The organism is Enterobacter sp. PP-008-ECC_S150 (genome assembly GCF_045257065.1).
In the GTDB taxonomy this organism is placed as follows: Bacteria; Pseudomonadota; Gammaproteobacteria; order Enterobacterales; family Enterobacteriaceae; genus Enterobacter; species Enterobacter chengduensis.
The window spans coordinates 141,063-166,757 of the sequence record NZ_JBJHHG010000002.1; the positions used below are offsets into that span (position 1 = coordinate 141,063).

General features: G+C 57.3%; 24 protein-coding genes. 8 read left to right on the forward strand and 16 right to left on the reverse strand.

Annotated features, from left to right (window positions below; genetic code table 11):
- Nucleotides 1-8 precede the first annotated feature (8 nt).
- From urtA to ACJBF3_RS03360, 3 genes are all read right to left on the reverse strand, one after another.
- The gene (gene urtA / locus ACJBF3_RS03350) at nt 9-1,280 is read right to left on the reverse strand and encodes an urea ABC transporter substrate-binding protein (protein ID WP_045326195.1); all 1,272 of its coding nucleotides are present in this window, start codon (nt 1,278-1,280) and stop codon (nt 9-11) included.
- 200 nt (nt 1,281-1,480) lie between these two features.
- The gene (locus ACJBF3_RS03355; protein WP_045326192.1) at nt 1,481-2,584 is read right to left on the reverse strand and encodes a cobalamin-independent methionine synthase II family protein; all 1,104 of its coding nucleotides are present in this window, start codon (nt 2,582-2,584) and stop codon (nt 1,481-1,483) included.
- Between the two features lie 156 nt (nt 2,585-2,740).
- Nucleotides 2,741-3,154 carry a rhodanese-like domain-containing protein gene (locus ACJBF3_RS03360; RefSeq protein ID WP_045326190.1) on the reverse strand — a complete coding sequence of 138 codons (414 nt, stop codon included), beginning with the start codon at nt 3,152-3,154 and terminating at the stop codon, nt 2,741-2,743.
- Nucleotides 3,155-3,227: 73 nt separating this feature from the next.
- Between ACJBF3_RS03360 and ftrA the strand changes: the two genes are divergently transcribed.
- Entirely contained in the window at nt 3,228-4,235 is a 1,008-nt protein-coding gene (ftrA, locus tag ACJBF3_RS03365; protein ID WP_045326187.1) for a transcriptional regulator FtrA, read from the forward strand.
- A gap of 186 nt (nt 4,236-4,421) precedes the next feature.
- Here ftrA and ACJBF3_RS03370 read toward each other — a convergent pair whose 3' ends face one another.
- Nucleotides 4,422-4,784: a hypothetical protein gene (locus ACJBF3_RS03370; RefSeq protein ID WP_045326185.1), complete on the reverse strand. Its 363-nt coding sequence runs from the start codon at nt 4,782-4,784 to the stop codon at nt 4,422-4,424.
- 243 nt (nt 4,785-5,027) lie between these two features.
- Here ACJBF3_RS03370 and ACJBF3_RS03375 point away from each other — a divergent pair, with 243 nt between their 5' ends.
- Nucleotides 5,028-5,258, forward strand: a complete 231-nt coding sequence (locus tag ACJBF3_RS03375) for a DUF2554 family protein (protein ID WP_045326184.1) — start codon at nt 5,028-5,030, stop codon at nt 5,256-5,258.
- Here the strand turns inward: ACJBF3_RS03375 and ACJBF3_RS03380 are convergent, their stop codons facing one another.
- Together ACJBF3_RS03380 and ACJBF3_RS03385 are read right to left on the reverse strand one after the other, a co-directional pair.
- Nucleotides 5,259-7,223 (reverse strand): U32 family peptidase, encoded by a 1,965-nt coding sequence (locus tag ACJBF3_RS03380; RefSeq protein ID WP_045326181.1) that lies wholly within the window; start codon nt 7,221-7,223, stop codon nt 5,259-5,261. It lies immediately after the preceding gene.
- A gap of 80 nt (nt 7,224-7,303) precedes the next feature.
- Nucleotides 7,304-7,831 (reverse strand): helix-turn-helix domain-containing protein, encoded by a 528-nt coding sequence (locus tag ACJBF3_RS03385; protein WP_045326179.1) that lies wholly within the window; start codon nt 7,829-7,831, stop codon nt 7,304-7,306.
- Between the two features lie 91 nt (nt 7,832-7,922).
- On the opposite strand from ACJBF3_RS03385, the gene ACJBF3_RS03390 reads away from it, so the two are divergent.
- Nucleotides 7,923-9,089 carry a benzoate/H(+) symporter BenE family transporter gene (locus tag ACJBF3_RS03390; protein ID WP_045326176.1) on the forward strand — a complete coding sequence of 389 codons (1,167 nt, stop codon included), beginning with the start codon at nt 7,923-7,925 and terminating at the stop codon, nt 9,087-9,089.
- Here ACJBF3_RS03390 and ACJBF3_RS03395 read toward each other — a convergent pair.
- Nucleotides 9,069-9,941 carry a helix-turn-helix transcriptional regulator gene (locus tag ACJBF3_RS03395; RefSeq protein ID WP_045326174.1) on the reverse strand — a complete coding sequence of 291 codons (873 nt, stop codon included), beginning with the start codon at nt 9,939-9,941 and terminating at the stop codon, nt 9,069-9,071. The two genes, ACJBF3_RS03390 and ACJBF3_RS03395, sit on opposite strands and share 21 nt — an antisense overlap.
- 174 nt (nt 9,942-10,115) lie before the next feature.
- On the opposite strand from ACJBF3_RS03395, the gene ACJBF3_RS03400 reads away from it, so the two are divergent.
- Nucleotides 10,116-11,012: a DMT family transporter gene (locus tag ACJBF3_RS03400; protein WP_045326171.1), complete on the forward strand. Its 897-nt coding sequence runs from the start codon at nt 10,116-10,118 to the stop codon at nt 11,010-11,012.
- Nucleotides 11,013-11,046: 34 nt separating this feature from the next.
- Here ACJBF3_RS03400 and ACJBF3_RS03405 read toward each other — a convergent pair whose 3' ends face one another.
- Entirely contained in the window at nt 11,047-11,721 is a 675-nt protein-coding gene (locus tag ACJBF3_RS03405; RefSeq protein ID WP_045326170.1) for a DUF3313 domain-containing protein, read from the reverse strand.
- A gap of 135 nt (nt 11,722-11,856) precedes the next feature.
- Entirely contained in the window at nt 11,857-13,452 is a 1,596-nt protein-coding gene (locus ACJBF3_RS03410; protein WP_047717714.1) for an ABC transporter substrate-binding protein, read from the reverse strand.
- 111 nt (nt 13,453-13,563) lie between these two features.
- Between ACJBF3_RS03410 and pepT the strand changes: the two genes are divergently transcribed.
- The gene (pepT, locus tag ACJBF3_RS03415) at nt 13,564-14,793 is read left to right on the forward strand and encodes a peptidase T (protein ID WP_045326167.1); all 1,230 of its coding nucleotides are present in this window, start codon (nt 13,564-13,566) and stop codon (nt 14,791-14,793) included.
- Here the strand turns inward: pepT and tehB are convergent.
- Nucleotides 14,790-15,383 carry a tellurite resistance methyltransferase TehB gene (gene tehB, locus ACJBF3_RS03420; RefSeq protein ID WP_045326166.1) on the reverse strand — a complete coding sequence of 198 codons (594 nt, stop codon included), beginning with the start codon at nt 15,381-15,383 and terminating at the stop codon, nt 14,790-14,792. The genes pepT and tehB overlap by 4 nt on opposite strands.
- Nucleotides 15,384-15,519: 136 nt before the next feature.
- On the opposite strand from tehB, the gene ydcK reads away from it, so the two are divergent.
- Nucleotides 15,520-16,500, forward strand: coding sequence for a YdcK family protein (ydcK, locus tag ACJBF3_RS03425; RefSeq protein WP_406544721.1), 981 nt, complete (start codon nt 15,520-15,522; stop codon nt 16,498-16,500).
- On the opposite strand, the gene rimL is transcribed toward ydcK, so the two are convergent.
- From rimL to ACJBF3_RS03445, 4 genes are all read right to left on the reverse strand, one after another.
- A complete protein-coding gene (gene rimL, locus ACJBF3_RS03430) occupies nt 16,495-17,034 on the reverse strand; it encodes a 50S ribosomal protein L7/L12-serine acetyltransferase (protein WP_045326163.1) in 540 nt (179 codons plus the stop codon). The genes ydcK and rimL overlap by 6 nt on opposite strands.
- Nucleotides 17,035-17,139: 105 nt before the next feature.
- On the reverse strand, nt 17,140-18,795 hold the full coding sequence (locus ACJBF3_RS03435; protein WP_045326162.1) for a glucan biosynthesis protein D: 1,656 nt from the start codon (nt 18,793-18,795) through the stop codon (nt 17,140-17,142).
- A 242-nt stretch (nt 18,796-19,037) separates the two neighbouring features.
- Nucleotides 19,038-19,811 (reverse strand): transporter substrate-binding domain-containing protein, encoded by a 774-nt coding sequence (locus tag ACJBF3_RS03440; RefSeq protein WP_045326160.1) that lies wholly within the window; start codon nt 19,809-19,811, stop codon nt 19,038-19,040.
- A gap of 155 nt (nt 19,812-19,966) precedes the next feature.
- Nucleotides 19,967-21,136 (reverse strand): pyridoxal phosphate-dependent aminotransferase, encoded by a 1,170-nt coding sequence (locus ACJBF3_RS03445; RefSeq protein ID WP_045326158.1) that lies wholly within the window; start codon nt 21,134-21,136, stop codon nt 19,967-19,969.
- A 114-nt stretch (nt 21,137-21,250) separates the two neighbouring features.
- Between ACJBF3_RS03445 and ACJBF3_RS03450 the strand changes: the two genes are divergently transcribed.
- Nucleotides 21,251-22,093 carry a LysR family transcriptional regulator gene (locus tag ACJBF3_RS03450; RefSeq protein WP_045326156.1) on the forward strand — a complete coding sequence of 281 codons (843 nt, stop codon included), beginning with the start codon at nt 21,251-21,253 and terminating at the stop codon, nt 22,091-22,093.
- Here the strand turns inward: ACJBF3_RS03450 and ACJBF3_RS03455 are convergent.
- Nucleotides 22,080-23,585 (reverse strand): carboxylesterase/lipase family protein, encoded by a 1,506-nt coding sequence (locus ACJBF3_RS03455; protein ID WP_045326609.1) that lies wholly within the window; start codon nt 23,583-23,585, stop codon nt 22,080-22,082. The genes ACJBF3_RS03450 and ACJBF3_RS03455 overlap by 14 nt on opposite strands.
- A gap of 44 nt (nt 23,586-23,629) precedes the next feature.
- A complete protein-coding gene (locus ACJBF3_RS03460) occupies nt 23,630-24,973 on the reverse strand; it encodes a VOC family protein (RefSeq protein ID WP_045326154.1) in 1,344 nt (447 codons plus the stop codon).
- Between the two features lie 528 nt (nt 24,974-25,501).
- On the opposite strand from ACJBF3_RS03460, the gene ACJBF3_RS03465 reads away from it, so the two are divergent.
- A complete protein-coding gene (locus ACJBF3_RS03465; protein WP_004136767.1) occupies nt 25,502-25,687 on the forward strand; it encodes a general stress protein in 186 nt (61 codons plus the stop codon).
- The last annotated feature ends 8 nt before the right edge of the window (nt 25,688-25,695 follow it).

The following is a 25,695-nucleotide window of genomic DNA, read 5'->3' on the forward strand; positions in this document are numbered from 1 at the left end:
GTGATGGCTTAGTTGCTGGCGGTTTTTATCGGCTGGTCGGGCTTTTTGTCATTTCCGGCGATGAACGGGCTCCACGGCTGGGCGCGAACCGGCTGCTCCGTCTGCCAGACCACGTTAAACTGGCCGCTGCCTTCGATTTCGCCGATCATGACCGGCTTGTGCAGATGGTGATTGGTGGCATCCATGGTGAGCGTAAAGCCCGAAGGTGCTTTAAAAGACTGACCGGCCATTGCGGCACGCACTTTATCCACGTCGGTCGAGCCCGCTTTTTCCACCGCCTGCGCCCACATATGAATCCCCACGTAGGTCGCCTCCATCGGGTCGTTGGTCACCACGGTATCGGCGTTCGGCAGCTTGTGCGCTTTGGCATAGGCTTTGTAATCCGCCACGAAGGCCTGGTTGGTGGGGTTATCCACAGATTCAAAGTAGTTCCACGCCGCCAGGTTACCCACCAGCGGTTTGGTGTCGATCCCGCGCAGCTCTTCTTCGCCGACGGAGAACGCCACCACCGGCACGTCGGTCGCCTTCAGCCCCTGGTTAGCCAGCTCTTTGTAGAACGGCACGTTGGAATCGCCGTTGATGGTAGACACCACGGCGGTTTTGCCGCCCGCGGAGAATTTCTTAATGCTGGCGACGATGGTCTGGTAGTCGCTGTGGCCAAACGGGGTATACACCTCTTCGATATCCTTATCCTCCACCCCTTTTGAGTGCAGGAAGGCGCGCAGGATCTTGTTGGTAGTGCGCGGGTAGACGTAGTCTGTGCCCAGCAGGAAGAAGCGCTTCGCCGCACCGCCATCTTCGCTCATCAGGTACTCCACCGCCGGGATCGCCTGCTGGTTCGGCGCCGCGCCGGTATAGAAGACGTTTGGCGACATCTCTTCACCTTCATACTGCACCGGGTAGAACAGCAGACCGTTCAGCTCCTCGAACACCGGCAGAACCGATTTGCGCGACACCGACGTCCAGCAGCCAAATACCACCGCCACTTTATCCTGACTTAACAGCTGGCGCGCTTTCTCGGCAAACAGCGGCCAGTTTGAGGCGGGATCCACCACTACCGGCTCCAGCTTTTTCCCCAGCACGCCGCCTTTGGCGTTGATCTCGTCGATGGTCATCAGCGCGACGTCCTTAAGCGGCGTTTCGGAGATCGCCATGGTGCCGGACAGAGAATGCATGATCCCCACTTTGATGGTATCGGCCGCCCGCGCGCCAAAACTCATGCCCATCGCCACGACGGATGCGGATAACGCAAAGGCCTTTAATAAGGTACGACGCTGCATATTTTCACTCCTGAAAAAGAACGCTGTGCGAAAACGTCCGTTACGGCATGGACGCGGAAAAAAAGTCTCAGCGAAGCAGGAGCAAAAAGAGTGCCAGAATGGAGATTGCGCTATAGCGGGCGGTGGAATGCGGGATGTAAAGAGAACGACTCAGAATGGTACAGCGCTGCACTTTTATAATGCAGCGCTGCGGGGATGTTTTACCAGACTTCGCTGGCGATCTGCGTAACCAGACGGACTTTATCCCACTGCTGGGCTTCGCTCAGGCTGTTACCCTCTTCGGTTGAGGCAAAGCCGCACTGCGGGCTCAGGCAAATTTGCTCTTTCGCCACGTATTTCGCCGCCTCTTCCAGACGGGCCTTCACGCCTTCCGGATTCTCCAGCTCGCCGTTTTTGGTGGTGATCAGGCCCAGCACCACCTGCTGCTTGCCCGGGCGGACAAAGCGCAGCGGCGCGAAATCACCGCTGCGGTCGTTATCATATTCCAGGAAGAAGGCGTCAACGTTGACCGTCCCAAACAGCACTTCAGCCACCGGCTCATAGCCGCCTTCGGAAATCCAGGTGGAACGGAAGTTACCGCGACAGACGTGCAGCCCGATGGTCAGATCCTCCGGCTTGCCTTCCAGCGCCTTGTTAAGAACGCGGGCATAGATACGCGCCAGCTCATCGGCATCATCCCCGCGCTCGCGGATTTGACGGCGCTGATCGTCCGAACACAGGTAGGCCCAGACGGTGTCGTCCAGCTGCAGGTAACGGCAGCCCGCGTCATAAAAGGCCCGAATGGCGTCACGCCAGGTGGTCGCCAGATCGTCAAAATAGACGTTCAGGTCCGGATACACCGTCGCGTCAATGTCCTTACGGCCGCCGCGGAAATGAAGCACGCTCGGGCTGGGGATAGTCATCTTCGGCTGCGCAGTGCCGCTGATGCTTTTCAGATAGCGAAAATCGTCGAGCATCGGATGCTCGCCAAAGCCCAGCTTGCCGGTGACGCGCACGCCGTGGGCCTTAGTTTGCACCCCGTTGAACTGGATACCCTGCTGTGAATCGTAGCGCTCGACGCCCTGCAGCCCATCGAAGAAGTCGAAGTGCCACCACGCCCGGCGAAACTCCCCGTCGGTGACCACGTGCAGGCCGCACGCGCACTGCTGCTCAACGACGTGGCGAATGGCCTCATCCTCTACCGCACGCAGCTGTCCGGCGTCAATCTCACCGCTGGCATACTTCAGGCGAGCCTGCTTGATGGCGTCCGGGCGTAAAAAACTGCCGACTACATCGGCGCGGTACGGGGCGTGGTGTCGTTGCATGCAAATCTCCTCAGTCTGCTGGCGATGATTGCCAGCAGTGATAATTCATTATTTGAATATTTAGACTTCTGGATGTCTAAATGTCCAAAAACAATGTCATACCTCACCGGCTCGGGCAAACGAGAAAATTTCACGGGTGTTGAAAAAAATTCATGTTCAGAGCGCAGCGGCGGTTTCGCTGCCGGCAAAGGCGAACTTTTCATCTTCCCAGCCGGTAATGCCGCCCAGCATAATTTTGACCGGCAGCCCGAGACGCGCCAGCTTCAGTGCGGCTCTGTCCGCGCCGTTGCAGTGCGGCCCCGCGCAGTAAACGACGAACAGCGTGCCTTCCGGCCACTGGGCCATGCGCTCCGCCGTCATCTGGCTCCGCGGCAGGTGCAATGCGCCGGGAACGTGACGGCGGGCAAACTGCTCCGGGCTTCCCACGACGTGCAGCAGCACGAAGTCCTGCTCATGGTTGACCATGGCGTGATGCACATCAGCGCAGTCGGTCTCGACGCTCAGGCGGCGCAGGAAATGGGTAACGGCTTCCTGCGGCTCGGCAGCCGGAAATTCAGTAACATAGCTCATGATTCTTCCTCATCTTAGGCGTTTGTGTTAACACTACTCTATCCACAAACTCAGCCCATGAATGCGTTCGCCTATGCCAGAAAACAGCAAAAAGATGACAAACTTAAGACACATTGCCCGCCCGCAGGTGGTCGTGCTGGCGTATGACGGTCTGTGTACCTTTGAGTTTGGCGTGGCGGTGGAGATCTTCGGCCTGCCGCGCCCCGAGCTGGGCGACGCCTGGTATCGTTTTGCGGTGGCGAGCGTGGATGACGGTGAACTTCGGGCGACGGGCGGGATCCGCATCATTACCGATGGTGATATTACGCTCCTTGAGTCTGCCGATCTGATCGTGGTTCCCGGCTGGCGGGGGCTTGACTCCCCTGTTCCGGATGCGCTCTGCGACGCCTTGCGTCAGGCCAGCGCGCGCGGGTGCCAGTTGCTCTCTATCTGTTCGGGGGTGTTTGTGCTGGCCGCTGCGGGACTGCTGAACGGACGTAAAGCCACCACGCACTGGCGCTATCTCGACGCGCTTAAGGCCCGCTATCCTGACATCGACGTGGTTGAGGACGTGCTGTACCAGGACGAAGGGGATATTCTGACCTCCGCGGGCAGCGCGGCGGGGATCGATCTCTGCCTGCACGTCGTGCGTCGGGATTATGGCATGGAAACCGCCAACAGCGTGGCGCGTCGGCTGGTTATTCCGCCCCACCGGGATGGCTCTCAGCCGCAGCAGCTAAGCCGTCCGGTGGCCCAGCTGCGGGAGAGCCAGCGTCTGGGCCAGCTGTTTGATTTTCTGCACACGCATCTTATCGAGGCGCATAGCGTCGACTCCCTGGCGCGTCGGGTCGGAATGAGCCAGCGCACCTTCCTTCGCCGCTTCGAGGCGGCAACGGGAACGACGCCTGCACGCTGGTTAATCAATGAGCGTCTGCTGAGAGCAAAAGATTATCTGGAAAGCAGCCGGTTAAGCATCGACAGCATCGCTGAACAGACCGGGTTTGGCCAGGCGTCGACCTTGCGTCATCATTTCCGCCAGCAGTTTGCGCTTTCTCCGGCTCAGTACCGCAAGCAATTTTCGCGTCCGGGTACCGCCCGCTAAAGGCTGAGGGTTTCACACAGGGTTAAGCGCGCAGTGAACCGTCCAAAAAAAAACCGCCCCAAAAGGCGGTAAATGCTTGCATGGATAGATTTGTATTTTGGTCTCTACGTCCCGACACTCCATGGCCGGGCTGCGGATCTCATACAAACTACCATCGGTTGTCTTAACGAACGCTAAACAACCTTATTAGCCTGTATGGGTATTAATTTGCAAATAACGCATAAGGCCCTGCTCAGCGCTCTGTTTTGCGTCATCATTGATGGCTTCAAGATAAAAGGAGCGTGCAACGCCATAAGGTGCTTTTTCAGAGGGATACACCGCGAACTGGAACGTTTTTCCTCTAGCCCGATGCGTGCAATCTAATTCCCAACGCTGATCGTTTACTTTTTTGCTGGAGCAGGCAACGTTTCCATAGTCGCTGGTTAAATAAGAACCTACGCGAACTTCTGCCGACCGAAGATATTCTGGTTCGTCATTACCTGCATAACGAATCCCCGCGACGGCGCCCACAGCAACCGCCAGAAGCGCAAACGCAATTATTTTTTTCATTTTGGAGTGACCTGTTCCTTAGCCAAGGCAACTATTATATAAGATTTTTCCTTAATTCGAACAACTAATAATGTACCAGAAATGGGAGTTTACAAAGTTGCCTTTGCTTTTTAGGAAACATCCTAACTGCTAATTCGACCGCACATTATTTGACATTTTCTTTGCGCTAATTTTAATTTTCGAATAATAACACCAGGAAATAATCGACAAGATAATCCTGGACTGTTTTTCTGCGGTGAAACCATGGTTAAAAAAGGGTTATCTCTTATCATGCTTGTTTGTGCGTTGTTTTCTGGCCAGCTTATGGCCGGGCACAAAGGACATGAATATTTGTGGGTAAAGAATGTGGGGCATCAGCTTCGTCATGAAGCCGACAGCGATGAGTTGCGGAGTGCGGCGGAGGAATCGGCGGAGGGTTTGCGCGAACATCACCTGTGGCAAAAATCGCGCAAACCGGATACGCACGTTCGGTAATTAGCTGCCCTTGCGTTTTGGCAGGGTTTTCATCAGGTCGTCCGGACTGACGGACGCCACGATACTGCCGGGCTGCGGCATTTTGAAGATGTGGTTTTTCATCTTGCCAATCACATGCATTTCACATGGACGGCAGTCGAACTTAAGAGTCAGCACTTCGTCGCCGTTTACCAGCTGCATAGGCGTGGCCTTCCAGCTCTTAATGTTTCCTTTCGCCTGCTTCGGACACAGGTTAAACGCAAAGCGGAGGCAGTGCTTGGTGATCATCACCGGTACGTCGCCCTTCTCTTCATGCGCTTCATAGGCGGCGTCAATCAGCTGCACGCCGTGGCGATGATAGAACTCACGCGCCTTATGGTTATAGACGTTGGCCAGGAAGGATAAGTGGGTCTCCGGGTAGACGGGCGCAGGAACGGCTTCCGCTTTACGGCTGGCGCGCGGATACTGTGCCAGGCGCGCGGCATCCAGCATCTCTGCCGTTTCACGGCGGAACGCGTTAAGCAGGCTGTTTGGTACGAACAGCGCGTCCGGCAGATTCACGTCGATAGCGCGCGCGTAGTAAATCGTCTGCCCGAGCTTCGCCACGCCATCTTTCAGGCTGTTAAGCGCTTTTTCCGCATTGTTTGCCACCTCGAAGTGGCCCTCAAGCGTATGGGTCACGCTGATGCCGTCTTCACAGGTCATGGTCAGAATCAGCTGCTCTTCCCAGCCGCCCAGCGCTATATCCACGGCGATACGACGTTCGCTGGAGGTTTTCAGCAGCGCCTGCTGCCAGTTATGATCGAGGTTACGGTTAAGCGCCGCGTTTGGCCGCGCCTTGTAAAGATCGGCTGGCATTTCATTCGGCCATACGCGGTAGCGGTTCTCGCCGGTTTTCTCGACCGTATTGGCACGGAAGCCCACAACCTCACGCTTAATCATTACGTTTAGGCCATCGCCGTTCGCCAGCGGTTCCGTCACCTCGACATCCAGGTGATCTTTCCCCACCTTCAGCACTTCGCCCACCGGTAAACCGATAAACTTCGGTGAGTCAAACGCGCCGATGTCCCCTTTACGGGCATTCACGAAATAGTCCGTGCTGCCGCGGTGGAACGTTTTGTCCGTTGATGGAATAAAGAAATGCTCGGTGCGTCCGGCCGACGCGCGCGCCAGGTCACCGCGGTCTTCGATAATGGCGTCCAGCATCTGACGATAGTGCGCGGTGATGTTCTTCACGTAGCTCATATCTTTGTAGCGCCCTTCAATCTTGAAGGACCGCACGCCCGCGTCGATCAGCGCGCCCAGGTTGGCCGTCTGATCGTTATCCTTCATGGAGAGCAGGTGTTTTTCGAACGCGACGACGCGTCCCCGATCGTCTTTCAGGGTATACGGCAGGCGGCAGGCCTGAGAACAGTCGCCGCGGTTGGCGCTGCGGCCCGTCTGCGCGTGGGAAATGTTGCACTGGCCGGAATAGGCGACGCACAGCGCGCCGTGGATGAAGAACTCAATCGTCGCGTCCGTAGCCTGGTGAATATCACGAATTTGATTCAGGTTCAGCTCGCGCGCCAGAACGATCTGCGAAAACCCGACGTCGGAGAGAAACTTCGCCTTCTCTACCGTGCGGATATCACACTGGGTACTGGCATGCAGCTCAATCGGCGGAATATCCAGCTCCAGCACGCCCATATCCTGAACGATCAGGGCATCGACGCCGGACTGGTAGAGGTCGGCGATCAGACGTTGCGCAGGCTCCAGCTCATCATCATGAAGAATGGTGTTCAGGGTCACGAACACCTTCGCCCCGAAACGGTGGGCAAACGGCACCAGTTCAGCAATATCGCTCAGGCTGTTGCTGGCGTTATGGCGGGCACCGAAGCCTGGGCCACCGATGTAGACGGCGTCAGCGCCGTGAAGGATCGCTTCACGGGCAATGGCGGCGTCGCGGGCCGGGCTCAAAAGTTCAAGATGATGGGATTGCAGGCGCATACTTCGTCGTTATCCGTTATGGTCAAAATGGCGGCTATTGTAGTCAGAAGTCTGCGTCAGCGAAACAGTTTTGCGTAGCGTCAGCGGGGATAATGAATCAGGGAGTGAAAATGCACCGTCCGGTCGCCGCTGTTGCGGTAGGCGTGCGGTTTATCGCCGGCAAACCGGATGCCTGAATCGGCAGAAAGCGTCTGCCATTTGCCCTCGAGCTTCATCTCCAGCTCGCCGCTGACCACCACCACATGTTCAATCACTCCGGCCTCATGCGGCGTGGATTCACTCAGCGCGCCGGGTGCCAGGGTAATGGAGAAATAATCAAATCCCAGCGTCTCGTCCCACGGAAAAAGCGGCTTGACGACCATTGCCTGCTGCTGCGGGTCAAACACCGCCTGCCGGTCAGCCTCCGGCGTGATGAACGCGGAAAACGGCACGTTCAGCCCGGTGGCGATTTTCCACAGCGTCGACACCGTCGGGCTGGACTCATTGCGCTCGATTTGCCCAAGCATGGCTTTCGACACGCCGGTCTCGTCCGCGAGCTTCGACAAACTCCAGCCGCGCGCCTGGCGCAGCGTTTTCAGCGTTGCTGCAAGATGTTGTGTGATGTCCATATTCCCTCCTGTTGCGGTCAGCATACCACTTGTACGCTATAGCGCACAGTGCTACCTTATGTCGGACGTTATAACGCACAGCGGAGTTTTCATGCGCCCTTCCTCTCACCTTGTTCCGGCCGTACTGGCAGGATTTGTCGCCGTGCTGGTCGGTTACGCCAGTTCGGCCGCCATCATCTGGCAGGCCGCCGCCGCGGCAGGCGCCAACGCGCAGCAGATTGCGGGCTGGATGACCGCGCTGGGGATTGGCATGGGCGTCAGCACCCTGGCACTTTCCTTGTGGTATAAAGCACCGGTCCTGACCGCCTGGTCGACGCCCGGCGCGGCGCTGCTCGCCACCAGCCTGCACGGCGTGACGCTGGCAGAAACGATCGGCGTATTCATCTTTGCTAACGCGCTCATTTTACTTTGCGGCATCACCGGGCTGTTCGCCCGTCTGATGAGGCTGATCCCCCATTCGCTCGCTGCCGCCATGCTGGCAGGCGTGCTGCTGCAGTTTGGCCTGCACGCGTTTGCGCATCTGGAGGGGCATTTTCTGCTGTGCGGCAGCATGATAGCGGCGTGGCTCTTAGCAAAGGCGCTCGCTCCGCGCTATGCCATCGTGGTCACGCTGCTCGTCGGGGGTATTGTGGCCTGGGCGAGTGGTGATGTTGTCACGGATAAAGTTACCCTCTCTCTGGTCATGCCTGAGTTTATTGCCCCCGCGTTCACTTTCACCCCCCTGGTGAGCATTGGCGTGCCCTTCTTCCTGGTCACCATGGCTTCGCAAAACGCACCGGGGTTCGCCACGATGAAGGCTTCCGGCTACCCGCTGGCGGTCTCACCGCTCATAATCGTGACCGGCGCGCTGGCGCTGCTGCTTTCTCCCTTTGGCGTTTTTTCCATCTGTATCGCGGCCATCACGGCCGCCATTTGTCAAAGTCCGGATGCCCATCCGGATGCGGGTAAACGCTGGCTGGCGGCCATCGCGGCCGGTGGGTTTTATCTGCTGGCGGGAATGTTCGGCGGCTCCATTACCGGGCTGATGGCCGCGCTACCGCTCAGCTGGATCCAGACGCTCGCCGGTCTGGCCCTGCTGGGCACCATCAGCGGGAGTCTCTGTCAGGCATTGAACCACGAAGCGGAGCGCGACGCGGCCATCGTCACGTTTCTGATGACCGCAAGCGGCGTCACGATCCTGGGCATCGGTTCGGCATTCTGGGGGCTGGTGCTGGGCGGCGTGTGCTATGCCCTGTTTTCACGCGCTCGCCGCGCGTAGCTGCGAAGGCGTCATGCCCGTCGCGCTGCGAAAGCGGTTACTGAAGTGGCTGGCGGAGTTAAACCCGCAGGCCAGAGCGATGTCCGTTAGCGGCGTGGCGGTATGCTGCACCATCTCTTTCGCCTTTTCCATGCGCCTTTGCATCACATACTGATGCGGTGCCAGCCCCGTCGACTGGCGGAACATGCGGGCAAAATGGTATTCGCTGAGTGCAGCCTGCGCCGCCAGCTCGGCCAGCGTCAGGGGCTGCCCCAGGTTCTCTTCGATAAAGGCCAGCACGTTGCGCAGCACGAACGGCGATAGCCCACCGGTGACGACCGGCAGCTTCCACTGCACGTTAGCGTAGTTTTGCAGCAGATGGGTCAGGAGCAGCGTGGAGGCGGTGCTCAGCGTGAGCTGGTTGGCATGCTGCTGCCAGTCGCAGCCGAGCAAAAACTGGCGGTACAGCGTGGTGATCTTCGGATCGCTGCCAAAAATGCGCTCGTCCAGCGTCAGCGAAAGCGGCCGCTTGTCCCAGATCTTTTCCCCCACGTCGCGCAGGTGTTCATCGGTGCAGTAGAGATGCACAAACGACAGGTCATCACGGATATCCCACGTCGATTCGCTCTCCTTGGGCATCAGGCAGAAACGGTCCGGTCCTCCGCCGTTCTTCCAGCCGCCGGGCGTTTTTTGATAGCTTTCGTAGCCGTCCGCCACGTACAGGCTGAGGGTATGGTGATTACTTTTTACCGTTATCGTATCGTGCTTGTTGTACCACGCTGCCAGCTGAATACCCGAATTCAGCGAGACGGTCTCCCGCAGGACCGCATTCTGTTGGCAAAGCGTTTCAAAGGTATCGTAAGCGTGAGACATAACCGTTAGCGCATGATGGTTCGGAACATCAGTCTAAGAAGAGTTGTCTCGCGTTGCCAGACCCTGTGGAAGAAAAAAGCGCAAGATTTTGCAAGTCACCCGCAAGCCGGTGAAAGCCAGGTGCGGTTCTCAGCGCCATACTGCGGGCTTCCGTGGTTTGAGAAGAGAAAAAATATGAACGCATTATTATACGGACTGGTGGTGATCATCTGGGGAACCACCTGGATTGCGATTTTCCTGCAGCAGGGTCCCGTAGCCGCGCCCGTCTCTATTTTCTGGCGTTTCGCCGTCGCCAGCCTCACGATGATGGTGGTGTTAATCGCCCTGCGCCGCCTGCGCACGCTGGCACTGCGGGATCACCTTTATTGCCTGCTCCAGGGGTGCTGCGTTTTCTGCTTTAACTTCTGGTGTTTTTACACCGCCGCCTCGCACATCAACACCGGGCTGGAGTCGGTAATCTTCTCCATGGCGGTGCTCTATAACGCCATTAACAGCTTTATTTTCTTCGGGCAGCGCCCGCCCGCGCGTTTCTGGGCGGCGGCGGCGCTGGGCCTGGTCGGGATCGTCACCCTCTTCTGGGACGATCTGCTCGCCAGCGGCTGGAGCGCGTCGCTCCTGACTGGAATCGGCCTCTCCGCGCTTGGCACCTACGGCTTCTCGCTGGGCAATATGATCAGCATGCGCCATCAGCGCAGAGGTCTGGAAACCATGACCACCAACGCCTGGGCGATGCTCTACGGCACGCTGGTGATGGGCTGCATTGCGCTGTTCAGAGGCGATAGCTTTGTGCCGGAATGGACGGTGAGCTATCTCGGCGCTCTGGTTTATCTGGCCCTGTTTGGCTCGGTGATTGCTTTTGGCGCGTACTTTACCCTGGTGGGCCGCATTGGTCCGGGCAAAGCGGCCTACAGCACGCTGCTTTTCCCGCTGGTGGCGTTGTCCATCTCCACGGTGTATGAAGGCTACGTCTGGCATATCAACGGCATTGTGGGACTGATGCTGATACTGGGGGGGAATATGGTGATGTTTACCAAACCGGAAACCTGGTTCAGGCGCTTGCGAACGGCGTGAACAAAACGGCCTGCATTGTGCAGGCCGTTTTCAGTTATTTTGCGGTCTTTTTCACATCAAACATGGTGGCATCCGTCCCCATGTCGTCAACAACCTGCTTCAGCGTCGCAAAGGTCACAGGCGTATTTTCGTTATTCACCTCTTTACCTTCACCTTTACGCACCACCTTCATGACCGGTTTGTTGGTGGCCGCATCGATCAGCTCGCCTTCAAAGAAAAGATGGGTATCCATGGTGCGGTGTCCGGTTGCCATCTGCGTACCGGCAACCACCAGCGCAACGGGCACCACTTCATAGAACTGCAGCCCTTCTTTCTGCGAACTCACCCCGGTAATCGCGCCGCGGAAAATCAGGCTATGTTTACCCGGCGTGGTCACAATCGGCTTGCGCGTACCTGCAGCAGCTTTCAATTTGGTATTGGTGTAGTTGAGCAGCTCATCAAGCGTTTTTTGCCCGATTTGCGTGGAGGGCTTAGGCGTTGGGTAATAGGTGACCGGCGTCCAGATAATGCTGTCGTAATTAGCTTCGTTGTAGGAAGGATCAACCCAACGCAGCGTGGCTTTGCCCGTCGCAGACGTCGTCTGCTGCAGGCCGGAGTAGTCTTTTAAAAAGCCAGAGTATTGTTCTGGCGCGGCGACTTTTGAAGAACAGCCCGCCAAAGCCAATAGACCAGAAAGCGCTGCAACTTTAAAAAAAGTTTGAGTACGCATGATAGTTTTCCATGTTATCTGCAAGTATGCATTTGAAGTTATAGCAAAAGACGGGTAGGTCTGTTGTGACAAAAAATGATGCGGGGAGCACAAATTGCGAAAAGACTGCCCGGCGGCGTGCCGGGCAGTGAAAAACTACTGATTTATATCCACTTGCCAGAAAAGATGCTTACCAAACGGGTCGATTTCATATCCCGTTACCTCCTTGCGCACCGGTTCGAAAATGGTTGAATGTGCAATCATTACTGCTGGCATTTGATCGTGCATCATCTGCTGAGCCTCTTTATACAGCGCCACGCGTTTATCGCGATCGGTGGTGGATTTTGCTTGCGCAATGATTTGATCAAAAGGCTTATAACACCACTTCGCCGAGTTTGATCCGCCGTTTGCCGAGGTGCAGGTAAACAGTGGGCCAAAGAAGTTGTCAGGATCGCCCGTGGCGGTGGTCCAGCCCATCAGCGCGGCCTGATGCTCACCCCCCTTCACGCGTTTCAGGTATTCGCCCCATTCGTAGGTAACGATGTGGGTCTGTACGCCGACTTTCGCCCAGTCGGCCTGGATCATCTCCGCCATGCGTTTCGCATTCGGATTGTACGGACGCTGCACCGGCATCGCCCACAGGTCGATGCTCACGCCGCCGGCAAAACCGGCCTCTTTCAGCAGCGCCTTCGCCTTTTCGGGATCGTAATCGTCATCCTTAAGCGCGCTGTCGGCGCTCCAGACGCCCGGCGGCAGCAGACTCTTCGCTACGGTGCCGGTACCGTGGAATACCGCCTCAATGATGGCCGGTTTATTGATCGCCATCGCCAGCGCCTGGCGGACCTTGACGTTATCCAGCGGCGGCTTTTGGGTATTAAACGCCAGAAAACCGGTATTCAACCCGGCTTTGCTCATCAGGTTGATGTCCTTGTTGGCCTTCATACGCGGCAGGTCCGCCGGGTTCGGGAACGGCATCACCTGGCATTCGTTCTTCTCAAGTTTGGCAAACCGCACGGAGGCATCCGGCGTGATGCTGAACACCAGCCGATCGAGCTTCGATTTCCCCTGCCAGTAGTCGGCAAACGCCGTGAACAGGATCCGGGAATCCTTCTGATACTGCGCCAGCCTGAACGGCCCGGTGCCGATGGGCTCCATATCCACCTTCTCCGGCGTGCCCGCTTTCAGCATCGCGTCGGCGTATTCCGCGGAAAGGATCGAAGCAAAATACCAGGCCAAATCGGCAACAAACGGCGCTTCCGGGTGCGCCAGGGTGAAGCGCACGGTGTGGTCGTCGACTTTATCAATCGCGGTTATCAGGCTGCCAAACTCCAGGCTTTCGAAGTTGGCGTAGCTGCCGTTTGAAACGTTATGGTAGGGATGATTCGCATCTTTCTGACGCATAAATGAGAAAATCACGTCGTCGGCGTTCAGGTCGCGCGTCGGCGTGAAGGACTTATTGCTCTGGAATTTAACGCCTTTGCGCAAATGGAAGGTATACACCTTGCCGTCGTCGCTCACCTCCCAGCGTTCTGCCAGGCTTGGCACCAGCTCCGTGGTGCCGGGTTTGAAATCAACCAGCCGGTTATAGACCGGCACGGCGCTGGCGTCCACGCTGGTTCCCGAGGTGTATAGCTGAGGGTTAAAGTTTTCCGGCGATCCTTCGGAGCAATACACCAGCGTTTTCGCGGCGACAGCCGAGCTGACCGTCAGTGCCGCGAGCGCCAGTGTGAAAGTTGTGAGTCTGCTGTTCATCATTTATTCCTGTCTTTTTAATTCGACGGCTAATTAATTCTTTTGCCGTTTCATAAATAACATTAAAGTGATGTGGCAAACACCCGAAAAATAAATAAGGAACAAATCACTATGGGCTCGCCGCTTTCCAGACAATTAACGCACCGTTTTTTCCGCTATCTCGCTATCACCAGCCAGAGCGATCCCAAAGTCAACACTCTGCCCTCAACGCCGGGCCAGCACGACATGGCGCGCGAGCTGGCGCAGGAGCTGGCACAGCTGGGTTTAGACGATATTGTGATTGATGAATTCGCCACGGTAACGGCGGTAAAAAAAGGCAACGTGCCCGGCGCGCCGCGCATTGGCTTTATTACCCATATTGATACCGTAGACGTGGGTTTATCACCGGATATTCATCCACAAATATTAACGTTTACCGGTGAAGATCTCTGCCTGAATAAAGAGAAAGACATCTGGCTGAGGGTAAAAGAGCATCCTGAAATTCTGGCTTATCCGAATGAGGAGATTATTTTCAGCGACGGAACCAGCGTTCTGGGCGCGGATAATAAATCCGCCGTGACGGTGGTCATGACGGTGCTGGAAAACCTGACGGCGGAGCATCGGCACGGGGATATCGTCGTGGCGTTTGTGCCTGACGAGGAGATCGGCCTGAACGGCGCCAAGGCGCTGGATCTTAAGCGCTTCGACGTCGACTTTGCCTGGACCATCGACTGCTGCGAGCTGGGTGAAATTGTCTACGAGAACTTTAATGCGGCCGCTGCGGAGATCCGCTTTACCGGCGTGACGGCGCACCCGATGTCCGCCAAAGGCGTGCTGGTGAACCCTCTGCTGATGGCAACCGACTTCATCAGCCATTTTGACCGCCAGCAGACGCCGGAGTGCACCGAGGGGCGTGAAGGCTATATCTGGTTTAACGGCATTCAGGCCGGGCAGAACGAGGCCGTGCTTAAGGCGAACATCCGTGATTTTGACAAGGACGGCTTTGCCGCCCGCAAGCAGCAGATTGCCGACGTGGCCGCGCTGATTGCCGCCCAACATCCGACGGCCAGCGTGGACTATCGCATTGAAGATACCTACAGCAATATCAGCAATGCGGTGGGTGAAGACCGGCGCGCTATCGACCTGATGTTCGAGGCGATGGAGTCACTCGGCATCACGCCGAAGCCAACGCCAATGCGCGGCGGCACGGACGGCGCGGCGCTTTCGGCTAAAGGGCTGCTCACGCCGAACTTTTTCACCGGCGCGCACAACTTCCACTCGAAGTTTGAATTTCTGCCGCTGTCGTCATTTGAGGCTTCTTACAAGACTGCGCTGCAAATCTGTCTGCTGGCCGCCCGTTAAGCGGGTTTACGTGCCAGCATCGTGGCAAAGCGCAGCTTGATGCGGTTACCGTTTTCATCCGTGCGGTGCAGTTCGCCAACGTCTTCGTTGTATTTGAGCAACGCCCAGCCTTCATAGTAGTTGCTCAGCTCACCGCTTTTAAACGCAAACGGGAAGCCGACGGTACACGGGTAATCCGCCGTGTCCATGGCGGCAACAATCAGGTTGTAGCCGCCCGGCCTTGTGCAGCGCTGCATGTTGGCGATTAGGCCCGGGATAGTTTCTGGCTCCAGGAACATCAGCACCACGGTGGAGAGAATAAAATCGTATTCACCGTCAAAGCGCAGGTTATTGAGATCTTTAACCGCCGTTTGGAGGTTGTCGATCCCTTCTTCCGCCCTGATGCGCTCGATATTGTCGATGCTCATTGGGTTCTTGTCCCACGCGGTCACCTCGTAGCCGTTAGCCGCCAGATACAGGCTGTTACGGCCGTTGCCGCAGCCCAGATCCAGCGTTTTACCGGGCTTCACCCTCTCCGCGCTGTACAGCACCTCTGAATGGGTTCGGGTTAAACCATATTTCTCTGTGAAGTAATTCTCATCGACGGTCATTCGTTTTTTCCTGATCCTGCGTAAGTTTAACGTGCATCCTGAATGCCATTTTAAGGCGTTTACCGTCGGGTTGCCAACCGTTCGAAAACCGAAAAATTTGCTACGTTTAGTGAAGACGCTTTTCAGAGACATAACGATGAACAAATATCGCCTTAGCGACAAGACGCGCATCTGGCAGTGGAAAAACGGCGAGACGGCACACTCAACGGCGCTGCGACAGATTATCGCGACAGTGGATTTTAACGACGTGAAGGCCGGCACCAGGGGCGGCTGGATAGACGATGCGCACGCTCTCTCGCAGGACGGTGATTGTTGGATCTATGACGAAAACAGCGTGGTGTTCGCCTGTGCAACGGTGTCCGGCAACGCGCGTCTTACCCTACCTTGCATCATCAGCCATGATGCCCGTATCGGCGGCAGCTGCTGGCTGGACGGGGCGGAGGTCAGCCACGGCGCGCGAATAAGTGACAACGTCACCATTCAGCAATCCTGCGTGCGGGGCGAGTGCCATATTTACGGTGAGGCGCGCGTGCTGCATCACAGCGTGGTCATTGCCGCCAAAGGGTTAACGCCAGACCATGAACAGATCTTGCGAATCTACGATAAGGCGACGGTGAGCCAATCGCGCGTTGTGCACCAGGCGCAAATCTACGGCGAGGCGATGGTCAATTTTGCCTTTGTCGAGCACCGGGCCGAAGTCTTCGACAAGGCCATTCTCGAAGGTAACGACCTGAATAACGTCTGGGTGTGCGACTGCGCAAAAGTCTATGGCAACGCCCGCGTGATTGCCGGCTTTGACGAGGATGCTATTCCGACGGTGCGCTACAGCTCTCAGATTGCGGAGAATGCCGTGGTGGAAGGAAACTGCGTCATCAAGCACCACGTTCTGATTGGCGGCCAGGCGTGGCTGCGCGGCGGGCCGATCATGCTGGATGATAAGGTGGTGATTCAGGGGCGGGCGCGGATCAGCGGCGATGTGCTGATTGAGCATCGGGTGGAAATCACCGACGATGCGGTCATTGAAGCGTTTGCCGGAGAGAGCATTCACCTGCGCGGCGAAAAGGTGGTTAACGGCGACCAGCGCATCACCCGCACCCCGCTGCTGGGGGCGTTATAGGCTATAAATTTTTCCGTAGATGTTTACATCCTCAAAGCGGCCATTCAGGTATTCCGCTTCCCGCAGGCAGCCTTCCAGGGTGAAACCATTGCGCACGGCAACGCTGTTGCTGTGCCGATTAGCCACCCGACACTTAATCACAAAGCGGCGGATCTCACCGCGTTCGGCATAGTAGCGCATAAATGCCTGCAGCGAACGGGAGAGAATGCCCTGCCCCTGGTGGTCTTCATCCAGCCAGTAACCGATATAGCCAGCCTTGTTAGTGGGTTCAATCGTGTTGAAAGACAGCACGCCAGCCAGCGCATCATCCTTAAAGATCAAAAACATTTTGGCGTAGCCGCGCTGGTGCAGCATCTGATTGCTCTGCACGTTGCGGCGGGTATCCTCTTCGCTGCCCGCGTGCTGCGCCCAGTCAAAGGCGGTTTGCAGAAAGGTTCTGTTTTTGACGACGAGATTGTGCAGCTCGGCGGTGTAGCGCTCTTCGACGGCGCGAAGTTCGATATCCTGGGAAACGGGGATAATTTCTGAAGACATGGTGCCTCTCTATTGCCGGGTGGCGCTAACGCTTACCCGGCCTACAAATGCGTCCAGAGTAGGCCGGGTCAGGCGCAGCCGCCACCCGGCACAATCCCACAAGCGTTAACGCATTACCCGGTCGTCAACATACTGACGTTTATCCGGCGCCGGTGGGAAATACTGGTACAGCCAGGTTTCGCTGATGGCGTCGCCCTGGCAGCGCAGGAACAGGCGCATATCTACCGGCTCGGTTGAATCCGAGGTCGGGTACCAGTCAAACAGAATGCGATAGCCGTCAAACGGCTCAACGTAGAGGATCTCAACCTGCTTCGCTTCACCGCTGGAGAGCGTAATCACCGGCTCGATGCCTTTTGGCGCAGCGGCCTTCAGGTCACCGCCGACGAAGTCGATCGCGAAGCGACGGGCCCACACTTTCGGGTAATTTTCGCCCGGCGCCCAGCCTTCCGGGAACCCGCCCATGCCGGTACGGGTCGCGAAAACGTTGGCCAGCGGGGAACGCACCGGCGGCATGGCGCTCCAGTACAGACGATATTTGAAGTCCAGCTCGTCGCCCGCCTTCACCGCTTTTTCCGGCTGCCAGAAGCAGACCACGTTATCCAGCGTTTCACCGGTGGTCGGGATCTCCATCAGGCCAACCGCGCCTTTACCCCAGTCGTTACGCGGCTCAACCCACAGGCTCGGGCGCTTGTTATACCAGCCCATCACGTCCTGATAGTGCGAAAAATCGCGGTCAAGCTGCAGCAGGCCGAACCCTTTCGGGTTTTTATCCATATAGGCGTTGAACTGCAGCTTCTGCGGATTGTTCAGCGGACGGCAGATCCACTCTCCGTTCCCACGCCACATCGCCAGGCGGTCGGAGTCATGAATTTGCGGGTGAATGGTATCGCACATGCGGCGTTCGTTATTGCCGCAGCTGAACATGCTGGTCATCGGCGCGATGCCGAGCTGCTTGATGTCCTTACGCGCGTAGAGATGGTTTTCCACCTCCATAATCACCTGGCTCTTCTCGCAGTGGATCACGAACTTGTAGGCACCGGTAATGCTCGGGCTATCGAGCAGCGTATAAACGGTAAAGGTGGTGTCGCCAGGCTTGACGGTTTCAAACCAGAAGGCGGTAAAGTCCGGGAACTCTTCCGGCGTGTCGGTAAAGGTGTCTACTGCCAGACCACGTGCGGAGAGGCCGTACTGGTAGGTGTCATCCACCGCGCGGAAATAGCTCGCACCCAGGAAAGAGACGATATCGCGACGCGCCAGCTCCGGCGCCTTAAAGGCGCGGAAGCCCGCAAAGCCAAGATCGCTTTGCCCCTCCAGCTGTTTGGTATCCACACCCGTTTCACCGTAGCTGAACAGCTCAGGACGGAAGTGGATCTCGCGCGCCATTGAGGTGGACTGGTCCAGCGAGAACATCCGCACGCGGCGGCGGAACCCCATTCCCATATGGAAGAACTGCACGTCCAGCTGACGCCCTTCAATGTTGTTCCACAGAGACTGCTTCTCATCGTAGCGGATGGCGTTATACGCCTGCGGCGTCATGGTCGCCAGCGTCTCCGGCAGCGGACGCGGCGCGCCACCCCACGGGGTTTTCGCCAGATCATGCGCCATGGATTGCAGTACGGAGAAGTCAAAACGACGGCTCTGGCCGTCAGCAATGTCAGAGTCGGCAGCGTATGCCGCGTTGGAAAACAGGGAAGCAAGGCCAGAGGTGCCGCTCAGGGCTGCCACTGCCAGCGAGCCTTTTAGAAAACGTCTGCGATTCATGCCTGGAAAAACGTCCTTATGGTCGTGTGAATGTGTTCCGCGCTCGGCGAAATGACGGCAAGAAAGAACGCACAGCCTAAACAAAAATGGTTAAGAATCCAATTGTTGGCCGGTGATTATATGAACAAACCGAGAAATATTTTCTGTCGACCAGAACGGCCCGAAAGTGGTGTAAAGAAAGCCTGGAATATGTGTAGAAAAATGCCCCGGCGCGACATCGTTCGCCGGGGCTAATGAGGTGGTTATTTTACGCTGACATCGATACCCGGGAAGTACTTATCAGCGAGTTTAGCGATCGTGCCGTCGGCACGTACTTTATCAATCGCGGCATCAAGCTGCTTTTTGGTGGCCTCGTCACCCTTGCGCAGCCCAAAGCCGATCCCGCTGCCGAGGATCGTGTCGTCAGACACCGGCTTGCCGATGAAGCCAAACCCTTTACCCTGCGGCTTGCTGAGGAAACCCGCCTGCCCGGCCGCGGACATCACCAGCGAGGCGTCAATGCGGCCATTCAGCAGGTCGCCCCAGGCCATATTCTGATCTTTATAAGACACCACGGTGACACCCTGCTTTTCCCAGTGCTCTTTCGCGTAGGTTTCCTGAATTGAGCCCTGCAGTACGCCGATGGTTTTGCCCTTCAGCCCTTCTGGCGTGGCCTCAACCGCCGTACCGGCCTTGCCGACCAGCTGCGACGGAATACGGTAGATCGGCTGGGTAAAATCAATGCTCTTGCGGCGCTGCTCGGTAATGTTCATCGCCGAGTTAATGGCGTCAAACTTCTTCGCCACCAGCCCCGGAATCAAGGCGTCAAACGCGGTTTCCACCCAGCTGCACTTCAGCGCAGCCGCTTTGCAGATGGCATTCCCCAGCTCCACGTCAAACCCTTCCATTTCGCCCGCCGCATTGCGGCTCTCAAACGGCGGATATTCCGCTTCCAGGCCGTAACGCAGCTCGGACGCCGCGAAGGAGGAAAAGGTACACAGCAATCCCATGCCGACAACTAGCGCGCGTAATTTCATCTCAAACTCCTCAGAGCCTATCCCAGTAGGCGTAATTGTTGAAGACAGTTTGGTACCGGACAGCGCACAGAAACCGGAACGTACATGTAGTACGTGAGGATTTCGAGCACTGCCCGGTGCCAAAATGGCGAATAAAATAGCCTAATGGGATAGGCTCAGCGTGGTTTGACCCGACACAGGGCTTGGGCACCTGCCCGTAACGTCGCCTCGTCTTTCGCAAAAGAGAGACGAATCAATTTATTATCCGTGCCGTCCGCATAAAACGCCGACAGCGGTATGGTTGCAACACCGTACTCGACGATGAGCCGCTTCACCAGCTCGCTGTCGCGCTCGTCGCTGAACTGGCTGTAGTCCGCCAGCATGAAGAACGATCCGGCGCTGGGCAGCAGCGTGAACGGCGAATCGGCCAGCAGACTCTGCAGCAGATCGCGCTTACGCTGGTAAAACGCCGACAGCGACAGCCAGGTTTGCGGGTCGACCATATGTTCAGCAAACGCGTGCTGCATTGGCGTATCGGCAGAAAACATCAAAAATTGATGGACTTTACAAATCTCGTCCATCAGTACCGCCGGAGCAACACAGTACCCCACGCGCCACCCGGTGACGTGATAGGTTTTTCCAAAAGAAGAAATAATCACGCTGCGCTCCGCCAGCTGCGGGTGCGTGGCCATCCCGTGGTGCGGCTCACCGTCGAAAACGACGTGTTCATACACTTCGTCAGACAAAATAATGATGTCCGTGTTGCGCGTCAGCGCCGCCAGCTGCTGCAGGTCATTGGTCGAGAAGACCTGACCGCTCGGGTTGTGCGGCGTATTGATGACGATCATCCGCGTGCGCGAGGTGATGGCAGCGCGGACCTCGTCCCAGTTGACGGCAAAATCCGGCACCGTGAGCCTGATGGCAACCGGCGTTGCCCCCTGCAGGCGGACAATGGGCGCATAGCTGTCAAAGGAGGGCTCAAAGTAGATCACCTCATCCCCCGGATGCACCAGCCCGCTGATGGCGGAATAGAGCCCTTCGCTGGCGCTGGCGGTCACCAGCACCTCGCTGGTCGGGTCATACTGCGTGCCGTAGAGCGCGGCGATTTTATCGGAAATGCGCTCTTTGAGCGGCTGCAGACCGGTCATCGACGCGTACTGGTTATGCCCCTCCTCCATGGCCCGGGTGACGCCCGCAATCAGCTTCGGGTCACAGGAAAAATTCGGTGCGCCCTGAGAAAGGTTAATGGCGTTATGCTGCGCCGAGAGCTGGCCGATAACGGTAAAAATGGTGGTACCCACATCGGGCAGTTTGGAGCGCGTCTGCACGGGCGTTCGTAAAGTCATCCTCTTTCCCTTCTCATGGACATTGCATAACTATTCAAACAACATCTCTGCTGTCGGGACAATCGAATTGTTGTCATAATAGCCATGAGAAAAATGCATAGCTGAGGTGTTTTTATGTCGCGCCGTTCGCTCCCGCTCAATGCCATTGACGCATTTTTAGTCACCGCGCGTCACCTGAATCTGACCCATGCTGCCGCGGAGCTTTGCCTGACGCAGGGGGCCGTAAGCCGTAAGATTGCCTCCCTTGAGGCGTGGTTTGGCTTTCCGCTGTTTGAACGCCACGCGCGCGGCCTGCGCCTCTCTTCCCAGGGCAGCGCCCTGCTCCCGGAACTGCAGTCTGCTTTCGAACACCTGCTGACCGTGGCCGATCGGGCCCGAAGCCCGCACACCGCGATCAGGCTTAAGGCCCCTACCTGCGCCATGCGCTGGCTGGTGCCGCGCCTGCTGGAGGTGGAGCGCGAGCAGCCGGATCTGCAGATTGCCCTGACCACCACCACCGATCACAACGTCAATTTCAAAACCGAATCCTACGACGCGGCGATTGTCTTCGGCACGCACATGAGCGCAGGCGATCTGCTGTTTGAAGAGGCGCTCACGCCAGTGATCAGTCCGGTACGCGCGGGGGCAGCGCTGGGATCGCTGACGTTCCTGCATCCGACAAGGGATAAAACAGACTGGTCGCTGTGGCTGACGAAGCAGGAAGGTCCCGGCTTTGCCATGCACAAAAATCAACACTTCGACACGATGGATCTTGCCATTACCGCCGCCATTCAGGGGCTGGGCGTCGCCATTGCCGACGAAACGCTGGTGGCCGAGGATGTCCGCGCGGGAAGGCTAATGCGGCCTTATGAAACCAGCATCAAAACCGGCGCGAGCTACCGGCTGGTGCTCCGCGAAACGCCAGCCGAGGAGAATGGACTGGCTGCGTTTCGCGCCTGTTTGCTTAATCGAGGCTGACGTGGTGCTTCATCACCCGTTTGAAGAGGCTCATGCGGGCGCGCATAAAGCGGTTTTCAAGCCTGAAATCTGCATGTTTATTCACGCCAATGCGTAACAGAACGTCCCGCCCTTTACGACACGCGGGCCAGTGCGTCGGTCCGGGCAGGCTGTCGCGAGATCCCGCTTCACGCGCGAAGCTCACCCAGTAATCCGCTACCTGCGCCGCAAACTGCAGATCCCGCTCGTTGACGTACTGACGTGAAGGCTCCACCTGGCCGAGGGTATCGAAAACGTAGGGCACTTCGTTGCCGTGCCACGCGCCGTTAACGTAGGTTCCATGCTCCGCTTCGGCGACATAGTCAAACCAATAGCGCCAGCACAAGCCGCCGACACGCTGCTGAGCCTGCATCACCACGTAGCCCATCGTGGTAAAGGCCATGTCGCGGCACACCTGCCTGCCCAGCTCTTCATCGCCCTTCACGCCCGGATAGAGCAGCTTAATCAGCCCCAGCCCGAAGCGGCGCTCCCGGCGCAGCTTCTGAATTTGTCCGGCGAGATCGACGCCAAATACCGCCATCACGCTGGCCTCATCGCTGTTAGAGCCAATCATCACCGGTACCGGATGCTGGCGCGCAGCGAAAAAGACGTCCAGCATCGCTTCCGGCAGAACGCAGTCCCCCACGATGGGCGCCGGAGCGACGTTGAGCGGCGCGGCGAGCGGCCAGAACGCCTCGGGCGGGATGGCCCGCAGCTGCTCCGCCGTCGCATTTTCCAGCCCGAAATGGGCGGCCAGCGCCTCCCCTTTTTGCAGGGCCTGCTCGCGCGGCGTGTCCGGCAGGGTGTATCCGCTTTGCACAATCGCCTTATGGAAAAGCCCTTCTGCCAGCGGCGAGGCCAGCAGAGAGAGCACGCTGCGCGCGCCGGCGGATTCACCAAACAGGGTCACATTGTCAGGATCGCCACCAAACGCGGCAATATTCTCCCGCACCCATTCCAGCGCGGCGATCTGATCCAGCAGGGCAAAATTATGCACCACGCGATCTTCCTCGCCCTCCAGCGCGGGATGGGCAAAAAAGCCGAGATGACCGAGGCGGTAGTTGATTGTCACGATAACCACGCCGCGCGTGGCCAGCGCTTTACCGTTATAGGGCGGCAAGCAACCCGCGCCCACGGTAAACCCGCCGCCGTGCAGCCACACCATAACCGGAAGCGGCCCGCTACGGTCAACGGGAGACCAAACGTTCAGATAGAGGCAATCTTCAGAGAAGGAGCCCGGATCGCCCCCGCCCAGCTCCTGACAATACTCGCTGCTTTGCCAGCTTGAGGCCGAAAAGACGGTGGCCTCGCGAACGCCATCCCAGCGTTCGGGCGGCCTGGGCGAACGCCACCGCCACTCGCCCACGGGCGGTGCGGCGTAGGGAATACCGCACCAGAGGTGGACGTTTTCATCGGTTAAGCCAGACAGCGCGCCCTGGCGCGTTTCAACCACAGGGGTGGAAAGATGTTGCATAACGACCTTATTTTTTTCCATCACACCCCAGCAGAGTAACGGTTTCAGAGCAAACCGCAACGCTGTTTGCTGCGCGTCTCAGCCTCCTCATAGAGGGCGAACTCGTCATGCACCGGGCAGCCGAGCGCGGCTTCAAACGCCTCGCGGCTGGCGTTACCGTGGCTTCGCGCCTGGGTTTCATTCCCGAGATTGGACTGGAAAATCCCGGCGGCGCTCACCGGGAGGAAATCTTCGTAGGTGATCGGCTGGGCCACTACCCATCCCCGCTCAATCAGCGGCTGCGGATCGTCTCCCGGGCGGAACGCATGGCGATGCGCTTCTCCCGCTGGCGTCAGACGGTAGCGGAAATACGCCAGCCCCTGACGACGCATTAACAGCTCGCTGTCCGGGAAGGCGCTAAAGACCTCCCGCAGATGCAGCTGGTGCGTCAGGTTATCTTTACCCGTTCCGGCCAGGGCAAGGAGGCTATCGTACAGCTCACGGCCTTTAGGGGTCAGCGCCACGCCGCGCTGTTCAATTTCACCAAAGCGCGCGGTGTGGGTGCCCTTATGTTCACCGGCAAACAGCACCGGTTCTTCCAGCGCCTTAAAGCTGGTTTGACGCAGCAGGACGGGAACCTCGCGGCGCGGCGGGCCTTCAATCAGAATTTTTGGCTCAATGCCGTACTTCGGCATCAGCTCCTGCGCCCGGTCGATATCCAGCGTGCGCGGCGTGAGGTGGTTGATGTGGCAGCCCGGGAAGCAGACCACGTCGGCTATCAGCCTGTGCTCGTTGCTCAGGGCGAGGTAAGTTTCCTGGTCGACCGTCGCATGACGGTGCCAGCGGAAGGTTTCTAACGCTTCCTGCACAAACTCGCGCGCCTGCGCGTCGGTAAACTGCCCTTCCGACTCATGCAGATCGAGAAGCGCCAGACAGCGCGGGGTGAAGATGTTCCGGTGAGACAGAATTTCTGCCGCCCGCTCGCGCAGCGCAACGTTGTCAATCAGCTCAAGGCGCAGCAGCGAGGTAAAGATGCGAAACGGATTACGGCACAGGGCGGCGTCATCGATCGGGCGAAACGCCGTGGAGTGGACCGGCACCCCCGCCTGAGAGAGATCGTAGTAGCTGACCGGGTACATGCCCATGATGGCAAACATGCGGCGCAGGGTAGACAGCTCCTGCGCCGTGCCGACGCGGATCGCCCCGTGACGCTCGACGTTCAGGCGCGCAAGCTCATCGGCGTTAGCCAGTTGTTCATGTAATAGTGGATTATTTTCCAGAACCGCCAGGTTGACGTCCGCAACCAGTTCGAGCAAGGTGCCGTACTGCGGAACTTCCTGCTGGTACATCGCCGACATAGCCTGCGAAAAGCGTTCCCGAATGTCATCAGCCGTGATGGTGTTCGCCATGATGTCATGCCTCCAGTGAATATTACCTGGAGTGTAGAGAAACCCGTTCCTTCCGGGGGGAAGAATTTCTGATTTGTGATCTTAAGACGACAGTGGTCAAACCGTGTGCTACTGGCCCCAGAACCGGCCCGGTGGAACCGCCCTTTTGACCGGAACGCTTTTATCCAGGATTTTCCTTATAATTATTTAGGGTTCCGCTTTCTAGCTATAAAGGAGTATTTTTTTTCCTTTCCCGAAGCTGCAAATAAACCACTTTGAGCACACCATTATTTTTATTCTCACCTTTCAAATTTTTAGCCCGAAGTTAGGATTAATCTTAATGGTTGTTTACAAGTCCTTCCTGCCTATCCATATTTCCATTTTAACCGAAGCGCAAATCCTCCAATATTTAAAAATAACGCAACCGCAAAAAGCAAAACGCATTTGACGGATGACGCACAGCGACTAGAGTTATTACTCGAACGACGAGTGATACGGAATATTTTCGTATCGTACTGACATAACCAATATATGACTATGAGGTTTAATATGGCAGAGCATCGTGGTGGTTCCGGTAATTTCGCTGAAGACCGTGATAAAGCATCAGAAGCTGGACGTAAAGGTGGCCAGCACAGCGGCGGTAATTTTAAAAACGATCCGCAACGCGCATCTGAAGCGGGTAAGAAAGGGGGACAGAACAGTCACGGCGGAGGCCGTAAGTCTGATAACTCCTAATCTTATTT